General features: G+C 65.5%; 23 protein-coding genes. 13 read left to right on the forward strand and 10 right to left on the reverse strand.

The features are described 5' to 3' along the window. Nucleotides 1–279: 279 nt before the first annotated feature. Genes JAO75_RS09555 through JAO75_RS09585 form a run of 7 tightly spaced genes read right to left on the reverse strand, consistent with a single transcriptional unit; the run spans nucleotide 280 to nucleotide 7,944 of the window. Nucleotides 280–1,536, reverse strand: a complete 1,257-nt coding sequence (locus JAO75_RS09555; RefSeq protein ID WP_199048630.1) for a molybdopterin molybdotransferase MoeA — start codon at nucleotides 1,534–1,536, stop codon at nucleotides 280–282. Beyond that, on the reverse strand, nucleotides 1,533–2,009 hold the full coding sequence (gene moaC / locus JAO75_RS09560) for a cyclic pyranopterin monophosphate synthase MoaC (protein ID WP_199048632.1): 477 nt from the start codon (nucleotides 2,007–2,009) through the stop codon (nucleotides 1,533–1,535). The genes JAO75_RS09555 and moaC overlap by 4 nt, the downstream gene beginning before the upstream one ends. Continuing rightward, nucleotides 2,006–2,806, reverse strand: a complete 801-nt coding sequence (gene trpC, locus JAO75_RS09565; RefSeq protein WP_199048634.1) for an indole-3-glycerol phosphate synthase TrpC — start codon at nucleotides 2,804–2,806, stop codon at nucleotides 2,006–2,008. The genes moaC and trpC overlap by 4 nt, the downstream gene beginning before the upstream one ends. Nucleotides 2,807–2,817: 11 nt before the next feature. Further along, the gene (gene trpD, locus JAO75_RS09570) at nucleotides 2,818–3,831 is read right to left on the reverse strand and encodes an anthranilate phosphoribosyltransferase (protein WP_199048636.1); all 1,014 of its coding nucleotides are present in this window, start codon (nucleotides 3,829–3,831) and stop codon (nucleotides 2,818–2,820) included. A gap of 5 nt (nucleotides 3,832–3,836) precedes the next feature. Then, nucleotides 3,837–4,466: an anthranilate synthase component II gene (locus tag JAO75_RS09575; protein ID WP_199048638.1), complete on the reverse strand. Its 630-nt coding sequence runs from the start codon at nucleotides 4,464–4,466 to the stop codon at nucleotides 3,837–3,839. Nucleotides 4,467–4,524: 58 nt separating this feature from the next. Further along, nucleotides 4,525–6,045, reverse strand: coding sequence for an anthranilate synthase component I (gene trpE / locus JAO75_RS09580; RefSeq protein WP_199048640.1), 1,521 nt, complete (start codon nucleotides 6,043–6,045; stop codon nucleotides 4,525–4,527). A gap of 3 nt (nucleotides 6,046–6,048) precedes the next feature. Continuing rightward, nucleotides 6,049–7,944, reverse strand: coding sequence for a peptidylprolyl isomerase (locus tag JAO75_RS09585; RefSeq protein WP_199048641.1), 1,896 nt, complete (start codon nucleotides 7,942–7,944; stop codon nucleotides 6,049–6,051). 135 nt (nucleotides 7,945–8,079) lie between these two features. On the opposite strand from JAO75_RS09585, the gene tpiA reads away from it, so the two are divergent. The 5 genes from tpiA (at nucleotide 8,080) to JAO75_RS09610 (ending at nucleotide 12,495) form a co-directional block, all read left to right on the forward strand. After that, the gene (tpiA, locus tag JAO75_RS09590) at nucleotides 8,080–8,847 is read left to right on the forward strand and encodes a triose-phosphate isomerase (RefSeq protein ID WP_199048642.1); all 768 of its coding nucleotides are present in this window, start codon (nucleotides 8,080–8,082) and stop codon (nucleotides 8,845–8,847) included. Between the two features lie 119 nt (nucleotides 8,848–8,966). Beyond that, the gene (gene secG, locus JAO75_RS09595; protein ID WP_199048643.1) at nucleotides 8,967–9,380 is read left to right on the forward strand and encodes a preprotein translocase subunit SecG; all 414 of its coding nucleotides are present in this window, start codon (nucleotides 8,967–8,969) and stop codon (nucleotides 9,378–9,380) included. Between the two features lie 105 nt (nucleotides 9,381–9,485). Beyond that, the gene (gene pyrG, locus JAO75_RS09600) at nucleotides 9,486–11,114 is read left to right on the forward strand and encodes a CTP synthase (RefSeq protein ID WP_199048644.1); all 1,629 of its coding nucleotides are present in this window, start codon (nucleotides 9,486–9,488) and stop codon (nucleotides 11,112–11,114) included. Between the two features lie 57 nt (nucleotides 11,115–11,171). Next, nucleotides 11,172–12,044: a VOC family protein gene (locus JAO75_RS09605; RefSeq protein ID WP_246742436.1), complete on the forward strand. Its 873-nt coding sequence runs from the start codon at nucleotides 11,172–11,174 to the stop codon at nucleotides 12,042–12,044. Between the two features lie 49 nt (nucleotides 12,045–12,093). Beyond that, on the forward strand, nucleotides 12,094–12,495 hold the full coding sequence (locus JAO75_RS09610) for a DUF350 domain-containing protein (protein ID WP_199048647.1): 402 nt from the start codon (nucleotides 12,094–12,096) through the stop codon (nucleotides 12,493–12,495). Nucleotides 12,496–12,525: 30 nt separating this feature from the next. Here JAO75_RS09610 and JAO75_RS09615 read toward each other — a convergent pair whose 3' ends face one another. Continuing rightward, entirely contained in the window at nucleotides 12,526–12,795 is a 270-nt protein-coding gene (locus JAO75_RS09615) for a transcriptional regulator (protein ID WP_199048649.1), read from the reverse strand. Nucleotides 12,796–13,054: 259 nt separating this feature from the next. Here JAO75_RS09615 and kdsA point away from each other — a divergent pair, with 259 nt between their 5' ends. Both kdsA and JAO75_RS09625 read left to right on the forward strand, forming a co-directional pair. After that, nucleotides 13,055–13,903, forward strand: a complete 849-nt coding sequence (gene kdsA, locus JAO75_RS09620; RefSeq protein ID WP_199048651.1) for a 3-deoxy-8-phosphooctulonate synthase — start codon at nucleotides 13,055–13,057, stop codon at nucleotides 13,901–13,903. A gap of 82 nt (nucleotides 13,904–13,985) precedes the next feature. After that, nucleotides 13,986–15,191, forward strand: a complete 1,206-nt coding sequence (locus JAO75_RS09625) for an MFS transporter (RefSeq protein ID WP_246742437.1) — start codon at nucleotides 13,986–13,988, stop codon at nucleotides 15,189–15,191. On the opposite strand, the gene queF is transcribed toward JAO75_RS09625, so the two are convergent. Beyond that, nucleotides 15,176–15,625, reverse strand: coding sequence for a preQ(1) synthase (gene queF, locus JAO75_RS09630; protein WP_199048653.1), 450 nt, complete (start codon nucleotides 15,623–15,625; stop codon nucleotides 15,176–15,178). The two genes, JAO75_RS09625 and queF, sit on opposite strands and share 16 nt — an antisense overlap. A 143-nt stretch (nucleotides 15,626–15,768) precedes the next feature. Here queF and eno point away from each other — a divergent pair, with 143 nt between their 5' ends. Next, nucleotides 15,769–17,052 (forward strand): phosphopyruvate hydratase, encoded by a 1,284-nt coding sequence (gene eno, locus JAO75_RS09635; protein WP_199048655.1) that lies wholly within the window; start codon nucleotides 15,769–15,771, stop codon nucleotides 17,050–17,052. A gap of 48 nt (nucleotides 17,053–17,100) precedes the next feature. On the opposite strand, the gene JAO75_RS09640 is transcribed toward eno, so the two are convergent. Continuing rightward, nucleotides 17,101–18,408 carry a cation:proton antiporter gene (locus JAO75_RS09640; protein ID WP_199048658.1) on the reverse strand — a complete coding sequence of 436 codons (1,308 nt, stop codon included), beginning with the start codon at nucleotides 18,406–18,408 and terminating at the stop codon, nucleotides 17,101–17,103. A 146-nt stretch (nucleotides 18,409–18,554) separates the two neighbouring features. Here JAO75_RS09640 and JAO75_RS09645 point away from each other — a divergent pair, with 146 nt between their 5' ends. The 5 genes from JAO75_RS09645 to JAO75_RS09665 all read left to right on the forward strand — a co-directional run bounded on the left by JAO75_RS09645 (nucleotide 18,555) and on the right by JAO75_RS09665 (nucleotide 23,373). Next, the gene (locus JAO75_RS09645; protein WP_036345630.1) at nucleotides 18,555–18,869 is read left to right on the forward strand and encodes an FtsB family cell division protein; all 315 of its coding nucleotides are present in this window, start codon (nucleotides 18,555–18,557) and stop codon (nucleotides 18,867–18,869) included. 172 nt (nucleotides 18,870–19,041) lie between these two features. Then, nucleotides 19,042–20,103, forward strand: coding sequence for a pyruvate dehydrogenase (acetyl-transferring) E1 component subunit alpha (gene pdhA / locus JAO75_RS09650; RefSeq protein WP_199048660.1), 1,062 nt, complete (start codon nucleotides 19,042–19,044; stop codon nucleotides 20,101–20,103). Nucleotides 20,104–20,166: 63 nt separating this feature from the next. Beyond that, nucleotides 20,167–21,612 carry a pyruvate dehydrogenase complex E1 component subunit beta gene (locus JAO75_RS09655; protein WP_199048662.1) on the forward strand — a complete coding sequence of 482 codons (1,446 nt, stop codon included), beginning with the start codon at nucleotides 20,167–20,169 and terminating at the stop codon, nucleotides 21,610–21,612. Between the two features lie 4 nt (nucleotides 21,613–21,616). Continuing rightward, a complete protein-coding gene (locus JAO75_RS09660; RefSeq protein WP_199048664.1) occupies nucleotides 21,617–21,913 on the forward strand; it encodes a DUF5076 domain-containing protein in 297 nt (98 codons plus the stop codon). Between the two features lie 29 nt (nucleotides 21,914–21,942). Further along, the gene (locus tag JAO75_RS09665) at nucleotides 21,943–23,373 is read left to right on the forward strand and encodes a pyruvate dehydrogenase complex dihydrolipoamide acetyltransferase (protein ID WP_199048666.1); all 1,431 of its coding nucleotides are present in this window, start codon (nucleotides 21,943–21,945) and stop codon (nucleotides 23,371–23,373) included. Nucleotides 23,374–23,397 lie beyond the last annotated feature (24 nt).

Below are 23,397 nucleotides of genomic sequence, written 5' to 3' on the forward strand. Positions count from 1 at the left end.
GTGTATATGTCATCAGTGTTTGGAAGTTCTATATAAGCCATAGGTGCCCCTAGCCTAGTCATTGAAGTATTAAACCTTTATAACATTGCACAATTGCCCGAGCTGAGCAATCGGGAGGGCTACCTTCATGAGAAAATTTGTGATGGTTGCTGCCTAAATCGGAACTCCTGCAGTTCTTGAAGCAATTTGCGACGAAGGTTCCGATTGGCTCTAAGCGTAGCTTTTATGTGAAGTCGGCTCGTCGTGTGATGTGTGGTCCTGCCGACGATTGAACTTTACCTAGCAAAACCGCTCCAGCCGGATAATCCGGCAAGGCTGCCCGGCCGTTGCCGCCGGTGCATGGGGCGGCCGGACGAGCAGGGCGTCGGAGCGCTCGAGGATGCTCAGCATGGATGAGTCCTGCATGAGATGCGGGGTCGCGACCGGCAGCATCAGCCGCGCAGGGCCTTGGGCGAGGCTCAGCGGCACGTCCTGCAGCGCAAGCGAAGCGCGCATGTAATCCTGCCGCTCCTTGTTGGCCGGCAGGTCCGCGCCGAGGATGGCGTCCTCGGCCGGGTCCTCGGCGGCCCGCTGGTCTCCAAGGAAGGCACGGATCGCCGGAACCAGGAACAGGACGGCGCAGACAAGCGACGAGACAGGGTTTCCCGGCAGGCCCAGGAGCAGGGTCGACCCGAGGCGTCCGTGCATCAGGGGCTTGCCCGGACGCAAGGCCACGCGCCAGAAGCCGAGATCCATGCCCTGGCGGCTCAGAGCCTTCTGCACGAGGTCGTGCTCGCCTACCGAGGCTCCGCCCAAGGTCACGAGGATGTCGGCGCCCATGTCCCACGCCGCCCGGATACGTTCCTCGAGCGATCCGAGATCGTCGCGGACAATGCCGAGATCCACGGCCTCGGCACCGGCTTTCTCCACCATCAGAAGAGTGGCCGGAAGGCTCGAGGCGGTGATCTGGTCAGGGCCGACGGGCTCGCCCGCCCGCACCAGTTCGTCGCCCGTGGCCAGAATGGCGACCTTCGGCTTCCGGTGAACCGGGAGCAGCCCATGGCCCATGGCTGCAGCAAGAGCGATGTGCCGGGAATCGAGGCGCAGGCCTTTTTGAAGAAGGATGTCGCCGGCACAGAAGTCCATGCCCGCTTGGCGGATGTGACGGTTGGGGCGGGCTGCCTCCTTCACCGTCACCCGATCGCCGGCACGCTCCGCATCCTCCTGCAGCACCACCGCGTCGGCACCGTCGGGAACGGGAGCGCCCGTGAAGATCCTGGCGGCCTCCATGGGGCCGACCGTTCCCGTGAAGCGAGCCCCGGCGGCGCTCGTTCCCACCACTTGGAGCGTTGCTGGAACCTGGGCGCAATCGATGCTGCGCACCGCATAGCCATCCATGGCGGAGGCCGGAAAGGGAGGCTGGTCGCGCAGGGCGCTGAGATCTTCGGCAAGGGTCCTGCCGGCGCAGGAGACGAGGGGGACCTGCTCGGCCTCGAGCGGCTTTTCCACGCTCGCCAGGACCCGAGACAGGGCATCCTCGACCGAGATCAGGCTCATGGCGCCTCGAAATCTCCAGAGCGTCCGCCGCTCTTCCGACGCAGGCGGATGCTCTCGATCCGCATGCCTTTATCGGCGGCCTTCACCATGTCGTAGATCGTCAGGCAGGCGACGGACACCGCCGTCAATGCCTCCATCTCGACGCCTGTCTGGCCCGACACCTTGACCTCGGCACTCACGCGCACGCCGGGAAGACTCTCGTCGAGGGTGCAGTCCACCTTCACTTTCGAAATCAGAAGAGGGTGGCACAGGGGAATGAGCTCGTGGGTGCGCTTGGACGCCATGATGCCAGCGAGCCGTGCGGTCCCAAGCACGTCGCCCTTCTTGGCGTCGCCCTGGCGGATCAGGGCGACCGTCTCCGGCAGCATGACCACGCACCCTTCCGCAACCGCAGTGCGGCTCGTCACGTCCTTGTCCGAGACGTCGACCATGTTGGCCTCGCCCGCAGCATCGAGATGCGTGAGCCCCGTCATGCGACCTCGCCGAACAGGAGCCTGCGGGTGGCCGCCGCCACGTCGGCCTGCCGCATCAGGCTCTCGCCCACTAGAAAGGTGTGAATGTCGACCTTCGTCAGGCGCTCGATGTCCTCAAGCGTGAAGATGCCGCTCTCGCCGACGACGATGCGGTCGGACGGGATCAGGGGCGCCAGCTCCTCGCTGACCCCGAGCGAAACCTCGAAGCTGCGCAGGTTCCGGTTGTTGATGCCAACCAGCTTCGTGCCAAGGGGCAGGGCGCGCTCCAGCTCCGCCCGGTCATGCACCTCGACCAGCACATCCATGCCGAGGCTGTGGGCGGTGTCGATCAGGGCGCGGGCCTCATCGTCGGTGACGCTCGCCATGATCACGAGGATGCAGTCGGCGCCCCAGGCGCGGGCCTCGTAGACCTGATAGGGTTCGAACAAAAAATCCTTGCGAAGGGCTGGGAGCCCGGAGGCCTCTCGGGCCTGGGCCAGGTACTCGGGCCTGCCCTGGAACGAGGGCTTGTCGGTGAGCACGGACAGGCAGGTGGCGCCGCCCTCGGCATAGGCGCGGGCGAGGCTCGGCGGATCGAAGTCGGCGCGGATCAGACCCTTGGAGGGGCTTGCCTTCTTCACCTCCGCAATCAGCGCAGGACGCCCTTCGGCAAGATGGCGCTCGATGGCCTTGGCAAAGCCGCGCGGTTGCGAGGCCTCGCGGGCCAGGCGCTCGATCTCGGCCTGAGGCACGGCGGCCTTGGCGGCGGCAATCTCCTGGCGCTTGTAGGCTTCGATCCGGCTGAGAACGTCGCTCATGGCTCGTCCACTCAGCCGTTCGAGACTTGAACGAGGCGATCCAAGGTGGCCTTGGAGGCGCCGCTGTCGAGAGCCCGCGAGGCGCGCTCGAGGCCGTCGCGCAGGTTGGCCGCCTCATCCGCCACCACAAGGGAGGCGGCGGCATTGAGCAAGGCGACATCGCGATAAGCCGTGCGGGCACCATCGAGAACGGCGCGCAACTGCGCGGCATTGTGCTCCGGATCGCCGCCCCGCAGATCGTCCAGGGATGCGGTCGGCAGGCCGACCTCCTCGGGCGTGACCGTGAACCGGCGGATGGCGCCGTTCTCCAGCGCCGCCACAAAGGTCGGGCCGGTGGTGGTCATCTCGTCGAGGCCGTCGGAGCCGTGCACGGTCCAGACCTTGTGGGAGCCGAGTTCCTTCAGAACCTGAGTCAGCGGCTCGAGCCAGGCCTCGGAGAAAACGCCGAGAAGCTGCCGCTTGGCGCCGGCCGGATTGGCGAGTGGGCCGAGCAGATTGAAGATCGTTCGCGTGCCGATCTCCACACGCGTCGGCGCCACGTGGCGCATGGCGGCGTGGTGGGTCTGGGCGAACATGAAGCAGAGCTTGGTCTCGGACAGGCAGCGCTCCAGGCCTTCGGAGGCGAGGCCGAGCTTCACGCCAAGCGCCGAGAGCACGTCTGCTGTGCCGGATTTGGACGAGGCCGCGCGGTTGCCGTGCTTGGCAACGGGAACGCCGCAGGAGGCCACGATGATCGAGGCCAAGGTGGAGATGTTGTAGCTGCCCTTGTGGTCGCCGCCGGTGCCGACGATGTCGACGGCATTCTCGGGGGCGGTGACCCGCAGCATGCGCCCGCGCATGGCGGTGACGGCGCCGACGATCTCGTCGAGGGCCTCGCCGCGAACCCTGAGCGCCATCAGGAAGGCGCCGCCCTGGGCCGGCGTCACCTCGCCGGAGAGCAGGTCGTCGAAGGCATCCCGCGCCTCGTCGCGCGTCAGCGATGCGCCCGTGGCGACCTTGGCGAGGTATGACTTGAAGGATTCCATCGGTTTCAGTGCCCTGCTGGTGCGGCTGCGCCGCCGGTCGCGCGGTGCCTGGCGTTCCAGTCCGCCGCGAGTTCGAAGAAGTTGCGCATGATCGTCACCCCGTGCTCCGACAGGATGCTCTCGGGGTGGAACTGCACGCCGTGGATCGGCAGGGAGCGGTGCGACAGGCCCATGACGAGGCCGTCGGCCGTTTCCGCCGTGACGAGGAGGTCGTCGGGGCAGGTCTCCCGATCCACGATGAGGGAATGATAGCGGGTGGCCTTGAAGGAGCCGTTGATGCCCCGGAACACCGCCTGTCCGTTGTGCTCCACATCGGACACCTTGCCGTGCATCGGCAAGGGCGCGCGCGAGACGGTGCCGCCGAAGACTTGGCCGATGGTCTGAAGACCCAGGCACACGCCGAAGGTCGGGATCTCGGGTGAGGCGCGCTTCACGAGATCGAGGCAGATCCCCGCGTCGTTCGGCGTGCCCGGGCCCGGCGAAATCACGATCGCGTCCGGCCCGGAGGCGAGCACGTCGTCGGCGGTGATCGCGTCGTTGCGCACCACGTCGACCGAGGTGGCGAGAGGGCCGAGCAGATGCACCAGATTCCAGGTGAAGCTGTCGTAGTTGTCGATGACGAGAACGCGGGTCATGGCGCGCCGACGTTCGCGTATGCGACGCCCCCGGTCAAGGGACGCATTGCGGCGAAGGTCATTGCCCGACCCTCGCCTGGCTGGCGAAGCGCACGGCCTCCTCGGCGGCCCGGAACAGGGCCTTCGACTTGTTGATACATTCCTGCTGCTCGGAGGCCGGGTCGGAATCGTACACGATGCCGGCACCTGCCTGCACGGCCATGCGGCCAGCCTTCACCACGGCCGTGCGCAGCACGATGCAGGTGTCCATCTCGCCATTGGCGCCGAAATAGCCGACGCAGCCGGCGTAAGGCCCGCGCTTGTCCTTCTCCAACTCGTCGATGATCTGCATCGCGCGCACCTTCGGCGCGCCGGAGACCGTGCCGGCCGGAAAGCCCGCGATGAGCGCATCGAGGGCGTCGAAGCTCGGGTCGAGGCGGCCTTCCACGTTCGACACGATGTGCATCACCTGGCTGTAATATTCGAGGAAGAAGGAATCCGTCACCTGCACGGAGCCCATCTCGGCCACGCGTCCCACGTCGTTGCGCCCGAGATCGAGCAGCATCAGGTGCTCGGCCCGTTCCTTCTGGTCGGCCAGCAGGCTTTCCGCATGGGCCCGGTCCTCGGCGACTGTTGCGCCGCGCGGGCGCGTGCCGGCGATGGGCCGGATCGTGACCTTGCCGTCGCGCATCCGCACCAGGATCTCAGGGCTCGAGCAGACGATCTGGAAGTCCTCAAAGTCGAGGTAGCAGAGGAACGGCGCCGGATTGACCCGGCGCAGGGAGCGGTAGAGCGCGAAGGCGGGCAGGGGGAAGGCGGATTCGAAGCGCTGGGACAGCACCACCTGAAAGATGTCGCCGGCGCGGATGTAGTCCTTCGCCCGGGCCACCATGGCCTCGTACTCGTCCGGTGTGGTGTTGGACACCGGCGGCTCGAAGTGGATGTGCGTCGGGTCGGTCCGGTCGTCCATGGGCAGCGGACGCTCAAGCGCCGCCGTCACCTCGTCGAGGCGTGCCAGCGCGGTTTCATGAGCCACCTTGGCGGAGGTGCCCGCCTGGGGACGCACGGGCGTAATGAGCGATATCTCGTCCTTCACCCCGTCGAACACCACCATCACGGTAGGACGGATCAGGATGGCGTCCGGCACCTTCAGTACGTCGGTATTGGGCTCTGGCAGGCGCTCCATGAGCCGCACCATGTCGTAGCCCAGATAGCCGAAGAGACCCGCCGCCATGGGCGGTAGGTCGTCGGAGAGGGGCAGGGCGCTTTCCCTGATCAGGGCGCGAAGGCTCTCGATCGGCGGACGCTCGTCCACCCTGAATTCCTGCATCCGGCTCAAGGCCTGCCGGTCGATGGAAGCAACCCCGTCCTGGCAGCGCCAGACGAGATCCGGATCGAGTCCGATCATGGAGAAGCGGCCGCGGGTCGCGCCGCCTTCGACCGATTCCAGCAGGAAGGCAGAGCCCTTACGCCCGTGTCGCAGCTTCAAAAAGGCTGCGACCGGGGTCAGCAGATCGCCCACCAAGGTGGCGCGCAGGACACCCGCCTCGCCGGCCTCATAGGCCGTGGCGAAGGTGTCGAAGTCGGGCGTGAGCGTCATGGCCTAGAATTCGCCGCCCGTGGCCTGACGCAGCGCCTGCTGGTTGATGGTGACGCCGAGATCCTGCCGGACCTGGGCGATATACTGGCTGATCAGGTCGTCGCCGAGGCCGTTGCGGAGCTGGTTCTCGATTGTCTGCGCCGCCTGTGTCGTGGTGACCAGGGGCGGCACCGTCGCCGAGGTGACCTTGAACACGGCGCGGGCATCCGGGCCGTTGGCCGCATGGCCCGCCTTGCCGACCGGAACGGCGAAGATGCGGTTCACGGCCTCGGCCGTGAGATCGTCCTTGGCGGCGTTCCGGGCGAGATCGGTGGCGGTTTTCACCGGCGCGCCGACCTCCTGGGCCACGGCTTCGATGGCTTCGCCCTTCTCCAGGCGCTCCGTCAGCCCACGGGCACGCTCGGAGAGACGCTGGGCGACCTGATCCTCGCGCCACTGGGCGGCGACCTGATCGCGAACCTCGTCGAGGTTCTTCTCGCGGGAGGGCTCGATGCCGGTCACGTCGTACCAGACATAGCCGGTGCCGGTGCGCAGCGCCTCGTTGTCGACGCCGATATCGGAGGCGAAGGCTGCCCTCACCAGAGCATCCTTCTCGGGGAGGTTGACCGCATTGCCGGTCTTGTCGAGGCCGTTGGCGTCCACCGCCGGAGCCTGAACCAGGGACAGGCCTTTCTCCCGGGCGATGTCCGCCAGGGGCTTGGCGCCGGCGCGCAGGTCCTCGATCTCATCGTGGATCCGCTCGATCTGGCTCTGGGCCCGCTCCACGGCGATCTCCTGGCGAAGCTCGGGGGCGACCTCCTCGAACGGCCGCACGGCCTCCGGCTGGATCTGCGTCACGCGCACGAGCACGGGGCCGAAGCGGCCCGCCACGGGAGCGCTGACGGCTCCCTGCTCCAGACCGAAGGCGGCTTCGGCCACGGCCGGATCGAGCATCTCGGCCTTGGTGAAGGTGCCGAGCTCCAGGTCCTGCGGGGATACGCTGCGCTCGGTCGCGATGGACTCGAAGGTCGCGCCTTCCCTGATCCTGGCGGCGGCGGCCTCGGCCTCCGGCTGGGACGGGAAGGTGATCTGCTGGATCGTCCGGCGTTCCGGGCTGCCGTACTTGGCCTTCTGCTGCTCGTAGCGCTGGCGGGCATCGGCCTCCGACACGGTGTCCGGCTTCGCCAGGGAGGCGGCATCGAGGGCCATCGCTGTCACGGCCCGGTACTCGGGCGCCCGGAAGGCGCTTCTGCGCTCGTTGAAGAAGGTCTCGAGCTGCTCGGCCGTCGGCGCCGGGATGTCGCCCGCCATGGCCGCGGTCAGGAGAAGGTAGGCGCTCGCGCGGCGCTCGCTGCCATAGCGGTGCAGAGCTTCCTTGGCGGCCAGGGGCACGTTGATGTCACCGGCGATGGCCTCGGCAAGGTGAAGGCGCGCCATCGCAGCCCGCTGCTCCTGCACGAATCCGGCCTCGGAAAGGTTGATGCCGCGAAGCGCCTGGTCGAAGAGGGCGCGGTTGAACTGCCCGTCCGCACCCTTGAACGCGGGATTGTTGAGGATCGAGGCGGCGACGAGCTGATCCGAGACCGAAAGACCCATCTCCCTGGCCTTTTCGGCCAGCACGGCTTCGGTCACAAGGTTGTTGATGACCTGCTGGTCGAGGCCGAAGGCGCGGGCCTGCTCGGGGCTGATGACCGTGCGGAACTGGCGTCCGAGCCGCTGCAGCTCGTTGGTATAGGCGCTGCGGGTCTGATCGACCGTGATCGTCGTCTCGCCGACCTCGGCCACTGTGGAAGCGGGGGTTGCACGGAAGATGTCACCGATGCCCCAGATGGCAAAGCTGAGGATGAGAGCGCCGAAAAAGATGGTGGCGATCACCTTGCCGACGATGGTCTGCCCAGCCTTGCGCATATTCCGAAGCATCGTGAACCCGTCTTCAAAAAACTCGTTAAACTGCCGATAAACGATCAGGGGCTCTACGAAAAGGGCAAGTCTGGTTGAAAGAAGGCGCAAGCCTCTGCTAGTGCCAGATTATCAAGCGTGACAGGAGTGCCATAGATGAGCGTCGATAGGCCGCGCCCGCTGGTTGCGGGCAACTGGAAGATGAACGGGTTGAAGACATCGGCCAAGGTCCTGCAAGAGGTCCATGCCGGCTACACCCCAGGACTCAAGGCCAAGGTCGAGCTGGCCGTGTGCCCGCCTGCAACCCTGATCGGCCAGTTTGCGCAAGCCTCCGTCGGCTCGCGGGTCGCCATCGGCGGCCAGGATTGCCACGCTAAGGAATCGGGCGCCTTCACCGGCGATCTTTCGGCCGAGATGCTGGCCGATGCCGGCGCATCTTACGTGATCGTCGGCCATTCCGAGCGCCGCCAGTACCACAAGGAGAAGGACGTAGACGTTTGCGCGAAGGCCGTTGCGGCTCACCGCGCGGGGCTGACCGCCATCGTCTGCGTTGGCGAGACCCGGGAGGAGCGCGAGGGCGGCAAGACGCTCGCCGTCGTCAAGAAGCAGTTGCGCGGCTCGATCCCGGTCGATTCGAACAGCCACAACCTCGTCGTCGCCTACGAGCCCGTCTGGGCCATCGGCACCGGCCTGACGCCGACCACCGCCGATGTCGCGGAGGTGCACGCCCTGATCCGCGACGAGCTGCGCAGGCTCGTCGGCAAGGCCGAAGCCTCCAAGGTCCGAATCCTCTACGGCGGCTCCGTGAAGCCGTCCAACGCCGCAGAGCTCATGGCGGTGGAGAACGTCAACGGTGCCCTGGTCGGCGGGGCGAGCCTCGTGGCGGCCGACTTCCTGGGCATTGCAGGGGCTTATCTGGGGTAAGTTCGAAAAGGCGGCTTGCGGGTCTTTGATCCTGGGCCCACCTATGCTACAGGCCGCCGCAACGGACGGATTGCGAGCGGCTGACGCCTTGTGCGCAGCCGCTTGAGGTTTTTGGAACGATGCAAACAGTTCTTATCATTATCCACCTGATCGTCGTGCTCGCCCTGATCGGCGTGGTTCTCCTGCAGCGCTCCGAGGGCGGCGGCATGGGCCTCGGTGGCGGCGGCGGAGGCGGCGGCGGTGTCTCGGGCTTCATGACCGGGCGCGGCCAGGCCAATGCGCTCACCCGCGCGACGGCCATTCTGGCAGGCCTCTTCTTCCTGACGAGCATCACGCTCACCGTGATGGCGACCACGACCCGTGCTCCGCGCTCGATTCTCGACGGCGCCGCGCCGGCGGGGCCGGGCCAGCAGGCCCCGGCCGGGCAGGGCGGCGGCAACGTGCTCGAGCAGCTTCAGCGTCTCCAGGGCGATCAGCCGGCGGCTCCCGCCCCGGGCGCTCCGGCGCCGGCGCCAGCAGCGCCTCAGCAGTAAACGAAACCAGGGCCGGTGCTTCCGGCCCTCTCTTTTTGTGGATGGCTTTCAGGTGGTCCGGTTCGCGATTGCGAATCGGCGCCTGATGTTTATGGATAGGGGTCCATGACGCGGTACGTATTCATCACCGGCGGCGTGGTGTCTTCGCTCGGCAAGGGTCTGGCTTCTGCAGCCCTCGGAGCGCTTCTCCAAGCACGCGGTTACAAGGTTCGGCTTCGCAAGCTCGACCCTTATCTCAACGTCGATCCGGGGACGATGAGTCCCTACCAGCATGGCGAGGTCTTCGTGACCGACGACGGCGCTGAAACCGACCTGGATCTCGGCCATTACGAGCGCTTTACCGGCGTGCCGGCCACCAAGGCCGACAACATCACCACCGGGCGCATCTATCTCGACATCATCACCAAGGAGCGCCGCGGCGATTATCTCGGAGCGACCATCCAGGTGATTCCGCACGTCACCAACGCGATCAAGGACTTCGTGCTCACCGGCAACGAAGGCTTCGACTTCGTTCTGGTCGAGATCGGCGGCACGGTCGGCGACATCGAGGGCCTGCCGTTCTTCGAGGCCATCCGCCAGCTCGGCAACGATCTCCCGAGAGGGCAGGCGATCTACGTTCACCTGACCCTTCTGCCGTTCATCCCCTCCGCCGGCGAGCTGAAGACCAAGCCCACCCAGCACTCCGTGGCGGAGCTGCGCTCCATCGGCATTCAGCCCGACATCCTGCTCTGCCGCACGGATCGCGAGATCCCGAAGGACGAGCGCCGCAAGCTCGCCCTGTTCTGCAACGTGCGCGAGACGGCGGTGATCGAGGCGCGGGATGCCCGCTCCATCTACGACGTGCCGCTGGCCTACCACGAGGCAGGCCTCGACAGCGAGGTTCTGGCGGCTTTCGGACTGGATACGGCCAAATCTCCCAATCTCTCCCGCTGGACCACGATCTCTGATCGCGTTCACAACCCCGAGGGCGAGGTGAACATTGCCGTGGTCGGCAAGTACACCGGCCTCAAGGATGCCTATAAGTCGCTCATAGAGGCCCTTCACCACGGCGGCATCGCCAACCAGGTGAAGGTGAATCTCGAATGGATCGAGAGCGAGGTCTTCGAGAGCGAGGATCCGGCTCCGTTCCTGGAGGGCATCCACGGCATCATGGTGCCCGGCGGCTTCGGCCAGCGCGGCGCCGAGGGCAAGATCCGGGCGGCCCGCTTCGCCCGCGAGCGCAAGGTGCCGTATTTCGGCATCTGCTTCGGCATGCAGATGGCCGTGATCGAGGCGGCGCGCTCCCTTGCCGGCATTCAGGACGCCAGCTCCACCGAGTTCGGCCCCACCGCCCAGCCGGTGGTCGGCCTCATGACCGAGTGGCTGCGCGGCAACGAGCTCGAAAAGCGCAACGCCAGCGGCGATCTCGGCGGCACCATGCGGCTCGGCGCCTATCAGGCCTCGCTCAAGCCCGGCAGCAAGGTATCGGAGATCTATGGCGGTACGGAAATCTCCGAGCGCCACCGGCACCGCTACGAAGTGAACATGTCCTACCGCGACCAGCTGGAGGCGAAGGGCCTGCGCTTCTCGGGCGTTTCCCCGGACGGTATCCTGCCCGAGATCGTGGAATATGAGGACCATCCGTGGTTCATCGGCGTGCAGTACCACCCCGAGCTGAAGTCGCGTCCCTTCGAGCCGCACCCGCTCTTCAAGAGCTTCATCCACGCGGCCGTGGAGCAAAGCCGGCTGGTTTGATGTTAACCTGAACCGTCGCGCCCGCGCTTCTCACGGGCGCGACCAGCAGGAAAGAGCATGATGACCCGCCGGATTGACCATCTCGTTGTTGCCGTCCAGGACCTCGACCAAGCCGGACACTTCTACCAGCGCCTTGGATTCCAGGTCGGTTCCCGCAACCGGCACCCCTGGGGCACCGAGAACCGGATCATTCAGTTTGACGGCTCCTTCATCGAGTTGATCACCGTCGGTGAGGGTGCCGCCATCGCGCCCCACCGGGAGAGCGCCTTCAGCTTCGGCGGCTTCGTGCAGGATTATCTGCGGAACCGGGAAGGCCTGGCCATGCTGGTCCTCGACAGCCAGGATGCCAAGGCCGACGCCGCTCTCTTCGCAGAAAACGGCATCGGAGCCTTCGAGCCGTTCCATTTCGAGCGCACCGGGCGGCGGCCCGACGGCAGCGAGACCAAGGTTGCCTTCACGCTGGCCTTCACCTCGGCCGAACATTCGCCCAGGGCCGGCTTCTTCGTCTGTCAGCAGCACTATCCCGAGAACTTCTGGAATCCGGAATTCCAGCGCCACGACAACCAGGCCAGCCGGATCTCATCCGTCACGCTGACGGCGCCCGAACCGGAGCGGCTGCGGGCCTTTCTCGCGACCTTCACGGGCGTTGAGCCGAGAAGCCCGGATGGGGACGACCTGTCCTTCCGCCTGGCCGAGAGCCACATCGATGTGCTGACCCCGGACGATGCGGCCGAGATCTACGGCTCCATCGAGGCCGAGCTCGACCAGCCGTCCCTGGTGGCCTTCGCCATCCGTGTCGAGGACATCCAGCGGCAGGCGAGGTGGCTCGATGCGGCGGAGATCCCTTATCAGCACATCGGCAGCAGGCTCATCGTCCCGGCCAGTGCCGCCTTCGGCGTCGCGATCGCGTTCGAGCCAACGCAATTTTAACCATGGCCCCTTAAACGGTTGAAAAACATCAACCGGTGGGGGCTTTCCGGTGGCTTCTTCTCTCGCGGGCTTGCCCGATTTCCTGATCTTCTTCGTGCTCGCCGTCGCGCTGGTGGGGCTGTATCTGGCCATCTACACGCTCGCGACCATGCACAACGAGTTCGCCCTGATCCGGGAGAACGTGATCTCGGCGGCGACAGCCCTGGGCTTCAGCCTCGTGGGCTTCGCCCTGCCGATCGCAAGCGCCATCGTGCATGCCCAGACCATCGTCGACTGCCTCGTCTGGGGTCTGGTCGCCCTTTCCGTGCAGATCGTCGTCTACTGGCTCGTGCGGATCGTGATGCCCAACCTCTCGCAGCGCATCGCCGCGGGCGAGATGGCGGCGGCGCTGTTCCTCGGAGCCTCATCCCTGTCGGCTGGCATCATCAATGCCGCGGCAATGACGTTCTGAAGGCCACCCTGACCTGCAGTAGACTGCCGGTCAGGCCTCCATTTCGACAAGTCTGGCGAATTGCAGGGCTTCCGATCGCATGGAGGGCGGCACCATCATCGGGTTCCTGTGGCGGACCGCGTGGAGCATCGCGATACGCTCGATCGCCCTGAGGTAGAGGTCGGGAATTTCGGTCTCGCCCCACTCGAAGGCCTGGTAGTCCCGCAGGTTCATGTCGATCTCATGCGCCATCCTGCTCTGGGTGAAGCCAAGGGCCGTCCGAATCGCGACGAGTTCCTGCATTTTGTCCTGATCTGACATCAGAGCGCCTCCCAAGCGCCGTCCTGTAAAATTTTGACGTTGTTCTTGATCGTCTGCAGGCAATTTTTCTTAGCGGTTATTGTCGCCTCTATATTGTTTAGCCGATTACCTAAAGTAAAGGCGCATCTGCCGGTCAGCGAGGGCGTCTTGTTGTTTTAGTTAAGCGGTCAGCATCTGGCGGCTACCTGTGTCGCTGCCTCACCGGCAGCCAAGCCACATCGCACTTTGCCTTTGGCGCCAAAACGGCTAGTGACGACGCATGACCGATACCAAACAGCACCCTGCCGTCGTCGAGGCCGGCTCCGTCCGCTTCGGGAACCACCTGCCGCTCAGCATCATCGCGGGCCCCTGCGCCATGGAAAGCCGCGATCACGCGCTGGAAATGGCCGCAGCCCTCAGCGAGATAACCGGCAGGCTCGGCATGGGCTTCGTCTACAAGTCCTCCTTCGACAAGGCGAACCGGACGTCGATCTCCAGTGCTCGTGGGATTGGCCTGGACAAGGCACTCGCGATCTTCGCCGAGGTCAAGGAACGGTATGGGGTGCCGGTTCTCACCGACGTTCACGAGAACGATCAGTGCGCCGCCGTCGCCGAGGTCGTGGACATCCTCCAGATCCCCGCCTTCCTCTGCCGCCAGACCGATCTTCTCGTGGCAGCGGCCAAGACCGGTCGCGTGGTCAACGTGAAGAAGGGCCAGTTCCTGGCTCCCTGGGACATGGCGAACGTGGCGGAGAAGGTAAGGGCGGCCGGCAACCCGAACGTCATGCTCACCGAGCGCGGTGCCTCCTTCGGCTACAACACCCTCGTGTCCGACATGCGCAGCCTGCCGGTCATGGCCGAGACGGGCGCGCCGGTGATCTTCGATGCCACCCATTCGGTTCAGCAGCCCGGCGGCAAGGGCTCAACCTCGGGCGGTCAGCGGGAATACGTTCCGGTTCTCGCCCGTGCGGCCGTCGCAGTGGGTGTCGCCGGCGTCTTCATCGAAACGCACCAGGATCCGGACAAGGCGCCGTCCGACGGGCCCAACATGGTGCCGCTGAAGGAATTCGAGGCGCTGCTCGCCCAGCTCAAGGCCTTCGACGCCCTGGCGAAGGGGCGGCAAGCCTAGAGCTTGAACCAGCCCATGTTCCATCGCGGGGGCAGGTCTGCGTTCCTGCCGCTCCCATGACGGTGCGGTCGTGATAGGAAGCATGAGCTTTCTCTGCGGCTCTGCCCATCAGGCGCCTATGTCCTCCCGCAACCTAATCCTGATTCTCGCCACCAGCGGCTTTGCCAGCACCTTTTCCGGGCGCGCCGTCGAGCCGATGGTCGGCGTGATCGCGCGGGACCTGAACTCCACGCCTCAGACCGTTGCGCTTCTCTCGGCCGCCTTTGCGCTGCCCTATGCCTTCATTCAGCCCGTCCTGGGACCGGTCGGCGACGCCCTCGGCAAGGAACGGGTCATAAAGGTCGCGCTGGCGGTCCTCCTGGCTGCCCTGGCCAGTTCAATCTTCGCGCCCAATGCCGAGACGCTTTTCACCTTGCGCATCATTGCCGGGGCCGCTGCCGGAGGATCGATCCCGCTCGCCATCGCGCTGATCGGCGACCGGGTGGCGGTGGCACAGCGTCAGGTGATGCTGAGCCGCTACCTGGTGGCCGTCATCGTCGGACAGCTCGCCGGCTCCTCCTTTGCGGGATTGCTGGCGGAGTTGATCGGCTGGCGCGGCGTCTTCACCCTCTCCACCCTCATGGTCGCGCTCGCCCTTGCCGCCACCGTCATCGGGTTCAGGGGAGCGCTGCCGGGAGGCAGGTTCGACCTGCGGAGCGCGCTCCTGCGCTACCGCGACATCCTCTCCAATCCGCGCGCGCTGACGCTGTTCGGCCTCGTCTTCATCGAGGCCATCGCCATCTTCGGCATCTTTCCCTATATCGCGCCCCTGCTCGAGGAGCGGGGCGGCGGCGGGGCGGCCGAGGCCGGCTTTGCCCTTGGCGGCTTTGCCATCGGCGGGCTCGTCTATTCCGCGCTCGTCGCCTGGATGCTGAGGCGGCTTGGCATCGGAAAGATCCTGATGGGCGGAGGCTTCTTTGCCGGCGCTTCGCTGATGGTTCTCGGGCTGGGCGGCGACTGGAAGCTCGATGCGGTGGCCCTGCTGTTCATGGGGCTCGGCTTCTACATGCTCCACAACACCTTCCAGGCCCAGGTGACGGAAGTCGCCCCGGAGGCCCGTGCCTCGGCCGTGGCGCTCCATGCCTTCTCGTTCTTCTGCGGCCAGGCGCTGGGCGTCGTGCTCATGGGCTTCGGCCTGCGCAATATCGGGTTGACTGGGGCGACATCTGTCGCCGCCCTGGTCATTGCCGGCGTGGGGCTCGCGGCTTCCTTCGCCCTCACGCGGCCGGCCGCTCAGCGCGCCCGGTAGGGCGCAACGCCCTGGTCGGGGAGCCAGAGGTTCTTCGGCAGCTCGCCGGCCTGCCAGAACACGTCGATGGGGATGCCGCCGCGCGGGTACCAGTAGCCGCCGATGCGGAGATACCGAGGCTCCAGCAGGCTCGCGAGGCGCTTGCCGATGGCGACTGTGCAATCCTCATGGAACGCGCCGTGGTTGCGGAAGCTGTGCATGTAGAGCTTCAGCGACTTCGATTCGACCAGCCAGGGGCCCGGCGCATAATCGATCACCAGAATCGCGAAGTCCGGCTGGCCGGTCACTGGGCAGAGCGAGGTGAATTCCGGCACGGTGAAGCGGGCCAGGTAGTCGGTGTCGGGATGCGGGTTCGGCACCCGGTCGAGTTGCGCCGATTCCGGTGAATCGGGCAGGGCGCTCGATTGACCGAGCTGGAGAGGGGTTTCCGTCATGCGATTTCGCCTTGGATCGAGGAAATGGGGCTCTTGTCGTCCTTGCTCACCTGGGTATTTCGGTCAATAAGCCAATCCATGACTTGAGGCCGCACCCGTCCCCGGGCTGTCCCGGCCGCACTCAGCCAGCAGGAGCCTGCTTTATGACAGCGATCATCGACGTCTTCGCCCGCCAGATCCTCGACAGCCGGGGCAACCCCACCGTCGAGGTGGATGTCACCCTCGAGGACGGCTCGATGGGCCGCGCCGCCGTGCCCTCCGGCGCCTCCACGGGCGCCCATGAAGCGGTCGAGCTGCGCGACGGCGACAAGAAGGTCTATCTCGGCAAGGGCGTGCTGAAGGCCGTCGATGCGGTCAACAACGAGATCCTGGACGCCATTGGCGGCATGGATGCGGAAGAGCAGGTTGCCATTGACGAGGCGATGATCGAGCTCGACGGCACCCCGAACAAGGCACGCCTCGGCGCCAACGCGATCCTCGGCGTGTCGCTGGCGGTCGCCAAGGCTGCAGCGGAAGCCTCGACCCTGCCCCTCTACCGCTATGTGGGCGGCACGCAGGCGCGCGTTCTTCCGGTGCCGATGATGAACATCATCAATGGCGGCGCGCATGCGGACAACCCTATCGACTTCCAGGAATTCATGATCATGCCGGTCGGCGCGCCGACCCTGGCCGAGGCCGTGCGCATGGGCGCGGAGGTGTTCCACACCCTTAAAACAGCCCTCAAGGATGCCGGCCACAACACCAATGTGGGCGACGAGGGCGGCTTCGCCCCGAACCTGCCGTCGGCGGAAGCGGCCCTCGACTTCATCATGAAGTCCATCGAGCAGGCCGGCTACAAGCCGGGCAAGGACATGGTGATCGGCCTCGACTGCGCGGCCACCGAGTTCTTCAAGAACGGCGCCTATCATTACGAGGGCACGGGCCAGAAGCTCTCGCCGCAGCAGCAGGCCGAGTATCTCGCCAAGCTCGTCTCCGCCTATCCCATCGCCTCCATCGAGGACGGCATGTCCGAGGACGACTGGGAGGGCTGGAAGGCCGTGACCGACCTCGTCGGCAACAAGTGCCAGCTCGTGGGCGACGACCTCTTCGTCACCAACGTGGAGCGCCTCTCGCAGGGCATCGGGCAGGGCGTGGCCAACTCGCTCCTCGTGAAGGTGAACCAGATCGGCTCGCTCACCGAGACGCTGGCGGCTGTCGACATGGCCCACCGCGCCGGCTACACCGCCGTCATGTCCCACCGCTCGGGCGAGACGGAGGATTCCACCATCGCGGATCTGGCCGTCGCCACCAATTGCGGGCAGATCAAGACCGGTTCGCTGGCCCGCTCGGACAGACTGGCGAAATACAACCAGCTTATCCGCATCGAGGAGGAACTGGGCTCCCAGGCCCGCTATGCAGGCCTTGCGGCGCTCAAGGCTCTGGCCTGATCGGGCGCAGTTCCGAACCAATCTGAGAAGCCGCCTTCGGGCGGCTTTTTATTGAGCGGAGCCCGTTATCGGCGCACGTCGCCCACCGGCGGCTTCAATGCTCGAGGCTTGGTCGGCTCCCTTCCGGGCGCTCCGCTTTCCGGCTTTCCGCCCGAAGAGCCGGGTCAGCGGAGCGCCTGTCACCCCATGGGCAAGGATCGAGCTGCAGATCACCAGGCTGACCACGTGCCAGATGACGGGGTTCCCCAGCTTGTGCTCCATCATCGACGCATAATAGATGGCCGCCACCGCGACGGGTCCGAACCACCCGAGAAACAGCGCATCCGGCACGCCGCGAATGCCGGGCAGGAGAGGGCGCAGGAGCAAAAGCACCGGAGGGCGGCGAAGGAGCAGCACGGCCACGGCCAGGATCACGCCGCTCCAGCCCAGCTCGAACCATCCCTTCCAGGGCAGGGCCGTGCCCAGCAGAACGATGATCGGGATGACGAAGAAGCGGTTGATGGCCTCCTGCCCCTGCTCTTCGTTGTCCCGCTCGGAAGCGCTTACCACCTGTGTGAAGGCAGCCCCGGCCGCGAAGGCGACCAGAACTTCATCGCTGCCGATCAGCCTTCCTGCCCCAATGGCGAAGAGCGCGAGCGCCGCCGTGTAGATGAGACGCCAGTCGCTCTGGATCGCGCCGTGCCGCTCGGAACCCTGCAGGAGTTTCGCGGCCGTGTAGCCGATGAGCGGCCCCAGGGCGGTCGCCATGCCGATATCCCAGAGGAATGTGGGCAGAACCCAGTGTGAGAGGGCCTCGCCTGCGGGTCGGGTCAGCATCAGGAACGGAAGGAAGACGAACAGATATCCGAGCCCGTCGTTGGCGCCGGACTCGAACGAGATGGCATTGCGAAGGCGATCCGGGATGTTCTCCTCCGCGACCGATCCCGTCACGATCGGGCTCGAGGCTACCGGGTCCGTAGGGGTGACGATGGCGCCGATCAGAGCCGCGAGCCAGAAAGGAAGGCCGAGGATTAGGTAGACGAGAACCGTGCTGATGGCCCACATGAGCAACATGCCGAGCCCGATCAGGACGAGCATCTCGCGCCAGTTGCGCCGAATGAAGACCCTGGGAATGCGGAGCGCCACCCCCACGAGGCTGATGCCGAGCGTCAGCCGGGCGGCTTTTTCCAGGATGGACGATTGTTCGCCGAGCTTCTGCAGGTCGATGAGGCCGAACCCTTCGGGGCCCAGCGCGATGCCGATGCCCAGCGCGACCAGGGTTGGCGGAAGCGGACTGGCCGCCAGCCACTTGGACCCGAGTCCCAGCAGGAGGGGAACTGCGCCCACAAGGGCGACCATCATGTTGAAATTGTTCATGCGACAGCCACAACACGCAACGGAACACAACAGCACAAGCCAGGCAGGCGGGATTCAACAACTGGTGTGTTGGATCGTTCCGGCAAGAATGTTGCAGGTTTTGGCCTCAACGCCTCCTTAACCATGTTGCCGTAAGACTCAGCGCCATGGTGATCCGCAGACGCGCACGACGATTCCTCATCCCGCTGGTGCTCTACAGCATTTCGGCAGCTGTGGCCGGCTACTTCGTGCATCATGCCCATAGCGGTGCGCGGGGCATCGAGGCTCGCCAGAAATATGAAGCCCAGGTGGCTGAACTTTCCAGCGAGCTGACGGGTTTGAAGACTCAGCGCTCCGACTGGGAGCGCCGTATCGCCCTGCTGCGCAGCGACCAGATCGACCGGGATCTGCTCGAAGAAAGAGCGCGCGTAATGTTAGGACGTGTGCATAAGAACGATCTCGTCATCATCACGGGCCCATGATTAAGCATAGCCCAAAAGTTCTGCTTAACTGAAATCGAGTTAACTGTTAATTTTATAGCGTAATCAGCGACTTGCACGTTTCATTGTGCAATGCAAAACGGCTTTTAGCCCACTCGATTTCCCCTTCCGTCTGCGCTACAACTTTCGTCGAGGAAACCCTTCGGAGGACCCGATGGCTGTTGCTGCCCGCAAGGCGGGCCGTGCTGGTTCAGGCGCGGCTAACAAGACCACTTCCACAAAAGGCTCCACACGCGGAGCTGCTCCCAATTCACCACAATTCGACAAGAACCAGGACCTGTCCGCCTACAATGAGATGCTTCTGATCCGGCGCTTCGAGGAGAAGTCCGGCCAGATGTACGGCATGGGCCTGATCGGCGGTTTCTGCCATCTCTATATTGGTCAGGAAGCCGTCGTCGTCGGCATGCAGATGGCGACGAAAGAGGGCGACCAGGTGATCACCGGCTATCGGGATCATGGCCACATGCTTGCCTGCGGCATGGACGCGAAGGGCGTCATGGCCGAACTGACGGGACGCCGCGGCGGCCTGTCGAAGGGCAAGGGCGGCTCCATGCACATGTTCTCCAAGGAGAAGCATTTCTATGGCGGCCACGGCATCGTCGGCGCCCAGGTGTCGCTCGGCACCGGCATCGCGTTCGCCAACCATTACCGTGAGAACGGCAATGTCTGCCTGACCTATTTCGGCGACGGCGCCGCCAACCAGGGCCAGGTCTACGAGAGCTTCAACATGGCGCAGCTCTGGAAGCTGCCCGTGGTCTACGTGATCGAGAACAACCGCTACGCCATGGGCACGTCGGTGAGCCGGGCCTCGGCCCAGACCGACTTCTCGAAGCGGGGCGTGTCCTTCGGCATTCCGGGCGAGCAGGTGGACGGCATGGACATCCGGGCGGTCTACGCCGCCGGCCAGCGCGCCATCGAGCATGCCCGCTCCGGCAAGGGGCCGTACATCCTCGAGATGCAGACCTACCGCTATCGCGGCCACTCCATGTCCGACCCGGCGAAGTACCGCACGAAGGACGAGGTGACCCGCATGCGCGAGGAGCACGATCCCATCGAGCAGGTGCGCCGCCGTCTGCTGGAGAGCTGGAAGCTGTCGGAAGACGAGCTGAAGGCCATCGACAGCAAGGTGCGCGAGATCGTCAACGAGGCGGCCGAGTTCGCCACGCACGATCCGGAGCCCGATCCGTCTGAGCTCTACACGGACATTCTGCTTTAAGTGGCGCGCTCGCGCCACTTCTCCCCACATCTCGCCGCTGCGACAATCGAAACAGGTCTATTAATGGCGATCGATATTCTCATGCCTGCCCTCTCGCCCACCATGGAGCAGGGCAAACTGGCCAAGTGGCTGAAAAAAGAGGGCGATCAGGTCAAGCCCGGCGACGTGCTGGCCGAAATCGAGACCGACAAGGCGACCATGGAGGTCGAGGCGATCGACGAGGGCGTCCTGGCCAAGATCCTGGTCTCCGACGGCACCGACAATGTGGCCGTGAACACCCCCATCGCGATCCTCGCGGGCGAGGGCGAGGACGTATCCGCGGCAGCCTCTTCCGCGAAGGCCCCGGCTGCGTCTGCGCCGGCAGCCCAACCTGCACCGACGCCCGACATGCAGGCCGAAGGATTGGCCGACCGGCCCGCTCCGGCGGAGCGTCCGCAGCAGACGGATCTCTCGACTCCGGCAGCTCCGTCGGTGATCACGAACCGCACGAGCTACAACGCCATGGCGGAAATCCCCGAGGGCACGGAACTGGTCAACATGACCGTTCGCGAGGCCCTTCGCGATGCCATGGCCGAGGAAATGCGCAAGGACGAGGGCGTCTTCGTCATGGGCGAAGAGGTGGCCGAGTATCAGGGGGCCTACAAGGTCACGCAGGGCCTGCTGCAGGAATTCGGCGCCAAGCGCGTCATCGACACGCCGATCACCGAGCACGGCTTTGCCGGCGTCGGCGTCGGCGCGGCCTTCACGGGGCTGCGCCCCATCGTCGAGTTCATGACCTTCAACTTCGCCATGCAGGCGATCGACCAGATCATCAACTCGGCGGCCAAGACCCTCTACATGTCGGGCGGCCAGCTCGGCGCCCCCATCGTGTTCCGCGGTCCCAACGGCGCGGCGGCCCGCGTGGGCGCCCAGCACAGCCACGACTATGCCGCCTGGTACTCCAACGTCCCGGGCCTCAAGGTGATCGCGCCCTACACGGCGTCCGACGCGAAGGGCCTCCTCAAGAGCGCCATCCGCGATCCGAACCCCATCGTCTTCCTCGAGAACGAGATCCTCTACGGCCAGTCCTTCCCGGTGCCGAAGCTCGACGACTTCACTGTGCCGATCGGCAAGGCGCGCATCCATCGCGAGGGCAAGGACGTGACCATCGTGTCCTTCTCCATCGGCATGACCTATGCGCTCAAGGCCGCCCAGGAGCTGGAGAAGGAAGGGATCGACGCCGAGGTGATCGACCTGCGCACGATCCGCCCGATGGATACCGATACCATCGTGGCCTCGGTCATGAAGACGGGCCGCTGCGTCACGGTGGAAGAGGGCTTCCCGCAATCGGGCATCGGCGCCGAGATCGCCATGCGCATCATGGAGAACGCATTCGACTACCTCGACGCGCCCGTGGCCCGCGTGACCGGCAAGGACGTACCCATGCCGTATGCTGCCAACCTCGAGAAGCTCGCGCTCCCGTCCGTGGCCGAAGTGGTGCAGGCGGCGAAGGCCGTTTGCTACAGGTGACATCATGACTGAACGGAAATTCGAAGCCCTCAACGTTCCGCCTGACGTCCTCGAAAAGGGCGGCATCGAGATCCTGAGGGCTTCGGTGGTCGAAGGCGAGGTGAGCATCGCGCTGCGCCGCGCCTTCGACGATCCGTTCACCTGGGGCGTGCTCCTGGTGGACCTCGCCCGTCACGCCGCGCGCGTCTATGCCATGGAAACGGAGTTCTCCGAGGAGGAGGCTCTGGCCGAGATCGCGGCCGGCATTCAGGCCGAGCTGGACGATCCGAGCGATCCCGGCTCGACGCAGGCCATCAACTAGATTCTCTCAAGTCAGGATTCCAGAACGCCATGCCCATCAATATCCTGATGCCCGCCCTGTCACCCACGATGGAAAAGGGCAACCTTGCCAAGTGGCTGAAGAAGGAAGGCGATACGGTGAAGTCCGGCGACGTGATCGCCGAGATCGAGACCGACAAGGCCACCATGGAAGTCGAGGCGGTGGATGAAGGCATCCTCGCCAAGATCGTGGTGCCGGAAGGAACCGCCGACGTTCCCGTCAACCAGCTCATCGCGCTGATCGCCGCCGAGGGCGAGGATCCGAAGAGCGTTTCGGCTCCCGCATCCGGCGGTGCCGCAGCGCCTGCCCCGAAGGCGGAAGCCGCTCCGGCTCCGGCGGCTCCCGCAGCCGCGCCCCAGCCTCAGGCCAACACCGTTCAGGGCGATCCCAACGCCCACATGTCCTATGCCCGCGTCGATCAGGCTCCCGAAGGTCCTGCAACGGCCGCGAAGCCCAATGGGGCAGGGCAGCCGCAGGCGTCAGGCAGCCGTGTGTTCGCTTCGCCGCTCGCCAAGCGCATTGCCCGCGAAGCCGGAATCGACATCGCGTCGGTCCAGGGCTCCGGCCCCCATGGCCGTGTGGTCGAGAAGGATGTGCGCGCAGCCCTCCAGGGTGGCGGCACGAAGCCTGCTCCGGCTCCTGCCGCTGCAGCAGCTCCCGCACCGGCTGCGAAGCCGGCGGCTCCCCAGCTCGCCCAGAGCATGGGCGCCGATCAGGTGAAGGCCATGTTCGAGGCCGGCACTTACGAGGAAGTGCCTCTCGACGGCATGCGCAAGACCATCGCCAAGCGCCTCGTCGAATCGAAGCAGACGGTGCCGCATTTCTACCTGTCGCTCGACTGCGAGCTCGATGCGCTCATGGCCCTGCGCGAGCAGATCAACGCGGCAGCCGGAAAGGACAAGGACGGCAAGCCGGCCTACAAGCTCTCGGTGAACGACTTCGTCATCAAGGCACTGGCCATCGCGCTCCAGCGCGTGCCCGCCGCCAACGCGGTCTGGGCCGAGGATCGCATCCTGAAGATGAAGCATTCGGATGTCGGGGTGGCGGTGGCCATTGAAGGCGGCCTGTTCACCCCAGTGGTGCGCAAGGCCGAGCAGAAGACGCTCACCGCCATCTCGGCCGAGGTGAAGGACATGGCGGGCCGCGCCCGCACCCGTCGCCTGAAGCCTGAGGAATACCAGGGCGGCTCCACGGCGGTGTCGAATCTCGGCATGTTCGGCATCAAGAACTTCCAGGCCGTGATCAACCCGCCCCAGGGCACGATCCTGGCGGTCGGCGCCGGCGAGAGCCGGGTCGTTGTGAAGAACGGCGCTCCCGCCGTCGTGCAGGCCATGACCGTGACGCTCTCCTGCGACCACCGCGTGGTCGACGGCGCCCTCGGCGCGGAACTGCTGGCGGCGTTCAAGCAGCTCATCGAAAGCCCGATGGGGATGCTGGTTTAGTTGACATCAGGGCCGGGCGCGTCT

This window comes from Microvirga splendida, assembly GCF_016427565.1.
Classification (GTDB): Bacteria; Pseudomonadota; Alphaproteobacteria; order Rhizobiales; family Beijerinckiaceae; genus Microvirga; species Microvirga splendida.

Excerpts from the sequence above, each read along its gene's own strand:
- JAO75_RS09555 (WP_199048630.1), bottom strand. The coding sequence starts at position 1,536 with ATGAGCCTGATCTCGGTCGAGGATGCCCTGTCTCGGGTCCTGGCGAGC.
- moaC (WP_199048632.1), bottom strand. The coding sequence starts at position 2,009 with ATGACGGGGCTCACGCATCTCGATGCTGCGGGCGAGGCCAACATGGTC.
- trpC (WP_199048634.1), bottom strand. The coding sequence starts at position 2,806 with ATGAGCGACGTTCTCAGCCGGATCGAAGCCTACAAGCGCCAGGAGATT.
- trpD (WP_199048636.1), bottom strand. The coding sequence starts at position 3,831 with ATGGAATCCTTCAAGTCATACCTCGCCAAGGTCGCCACGGGCGCATCG.
- JAO75_RS09575 (WP_199048638.1), bottom strand. The coding sequence starts at position 4,466 with ATGACCCGCGTTCTCGTCATCGACAACTACGACAGCTTCACCTGGAAT.
- trpE (WP_199048640.1), bottom strand. The coding sequence starts at position 6,045 with ATGACGCTCACGCCCGACTTCGACACCTTCGCCACGGCCTATGAGGCC.
- JAO75_RS09585 (WP_199048641.1), bottom strand. The coding sequence starts at position 7,944 with ATGCTTCGGAATATGCGCAAGGCTGGGCAGACCATCGTCGGCAAGGTG.
- tpiA (WP_199048642.1), top strand. The coding sequence starts at position 8,080 with ATGAGCGTCGATAGGCCGCGCCCGCTGGTTGCGGGCAACTGGAAGATG.
- secG (WP_199048643.1), top strand. The coding sequence starts at position 8,967 with ATGCAAACAGTTCTTATCATTATCCACCTGATCGTCGTGCTCGCCCTG.
- pyrG (WP_199048644.1), top strand. The coding sequence starts at position 9,486 with ATGACGCGGTACGTATTCATCACCGGCGGCGTGGTGTCTTCGCTCGGC.
- JAO75_RS09605 (WP_246742436.1), top strand. The coding sequence starts at position 11,172 with ATGATGACCCGCCGGATTGACCATCTCGTTGTTGCCGTCCAGGACCTC.
- JAO75_RS09615 (WP_199048649.1), bottom strand. The coding sequence starts at position 12,795 with ATGTCAGATCAGGACAAAATGCAGGAACTCGTCGCGATTCGGACGGCC.
- kdsA (WP_199048651.1), top strand. The coding sequence starts at position 13,055 with ATGACCGATACCAAACAGCACCCTGCCGTCGTCGAGGCCGGCTCCGTC.
- JAO75_RS09625 (WP_246742437.1), top strand. The coding sequence starts at position 13,986 with ATGAGCTTTCTCTGCGGCTCTGCCCATCAGGCGCCTATGTCCTCCCGC.
- queF (WP_199048653.1), bottom strand. The coding sequence starts at position 15,625 with ATGACGGAAACCCCTCTCCAGCTCGGTCAATCGAGCGCCCTGCCCGAT.
- eno (WP_199048655.1), top strand. The coding sequence starts at position 15,769 with ATGACAGCGATCATCGACGTCTTCGCCCGCCAGATCCTCGACAGCCGG.
- JAO75_RS09640 (WP_199048658.1), bottom strand. The coding sequence starts at position 18,408 with ATGAACAATTTCAACATGATGGTCGCCCTTGTGGGCGCAGTTCCCCTC.
- JAO75_RS09645 (WP_036345630.1), top strand. The coding sequence starts at position 18,555 with ATGGTGATCCGCAGACGCGCACGACGATTCCTCATCCCGCTGGTGCTC.
- pdhA (WP_199048660.1), top strand. The coding sequence starts at position 19,042 with ATGGCTGTTGCTGCCCGCAAGGCGGGCCGTGCTGGTTCAGGCGCGGCT.
- JAO75_RS09655 (WP_199048662.1), top strand. The coding sequence starts at position 20,167 with ATGGCGATCGATATTCTCATGCCTGCCCTCTCGCCCACCATGGAGCAG.
- JAO75_RS09660 (WP_199048664.1), top strand. The coding sequence starts at position 21,617 with ATGACTGAACGGAAATTCGAAGCCCTCAACGTTCCGCCTGACGTCCTC.
- JAO75_RS09665 (WP_199048666.1), top strand. The coding sequence starts at position 21,943 with ATGCCCATCAATATCCTGATGCCCGCCCTGTCACCCACGATGGAAAAG.